The following is a 265-nucleotide window of genomic DNA, read 5'->3' as shown; positions in this document are numbered from 1 at the left end:
GCCGGTGGTGGGGGGTGGTCGTCTGGCGGTGTTGTTCACCGGTCAGGGGGCTCAGCGGGTCGGTATGGGCCGGGAGTTGTATGCGGCTTATCCGGTGTTCGCGGAGGCTTTTGATGCGGTGGTGGCGGAGCTGGATGGGCATCTGCCGCGGCCGTTGAAGGAGGTCGTCTTCGACGATGCGGGCTCGGGGGTGTTGAACCGTACGGAGTTCACGCAGCCGGCTCTGTTCGCGGTTGAGGTGGCGTTGTTCCGGTTGGCGCAGTCG

1 protein-coding gene is annotated in these 265 nt (G+C 66.0%); it reads left to right on the top strand.

Features of this window, described 5'->3' with window-relative positions; translation table 11 throughout:
* The coding region (locus IF54_RS0139205; protein WP_234439183.1) for an acyltransferase domain-containing protein at positions 1-265 on the top strand (265 nt) is incomplete at both ends.

This window comes from Streptomyces sp. NRRL B-3229, assembly GCF_000719505.1.
Lineage (GTDB): Bacteria > Actinomycetota > Actinomycetes > Streptomycetales > Streptomycetaceae > Streptomyces > Streptomyces griseorubiginosus.
The sequence above is the reverse complement of the archived record's forward strand: the minus strand, read 5'-3'. Positions and strand labels throughout refer to the sequence as shown.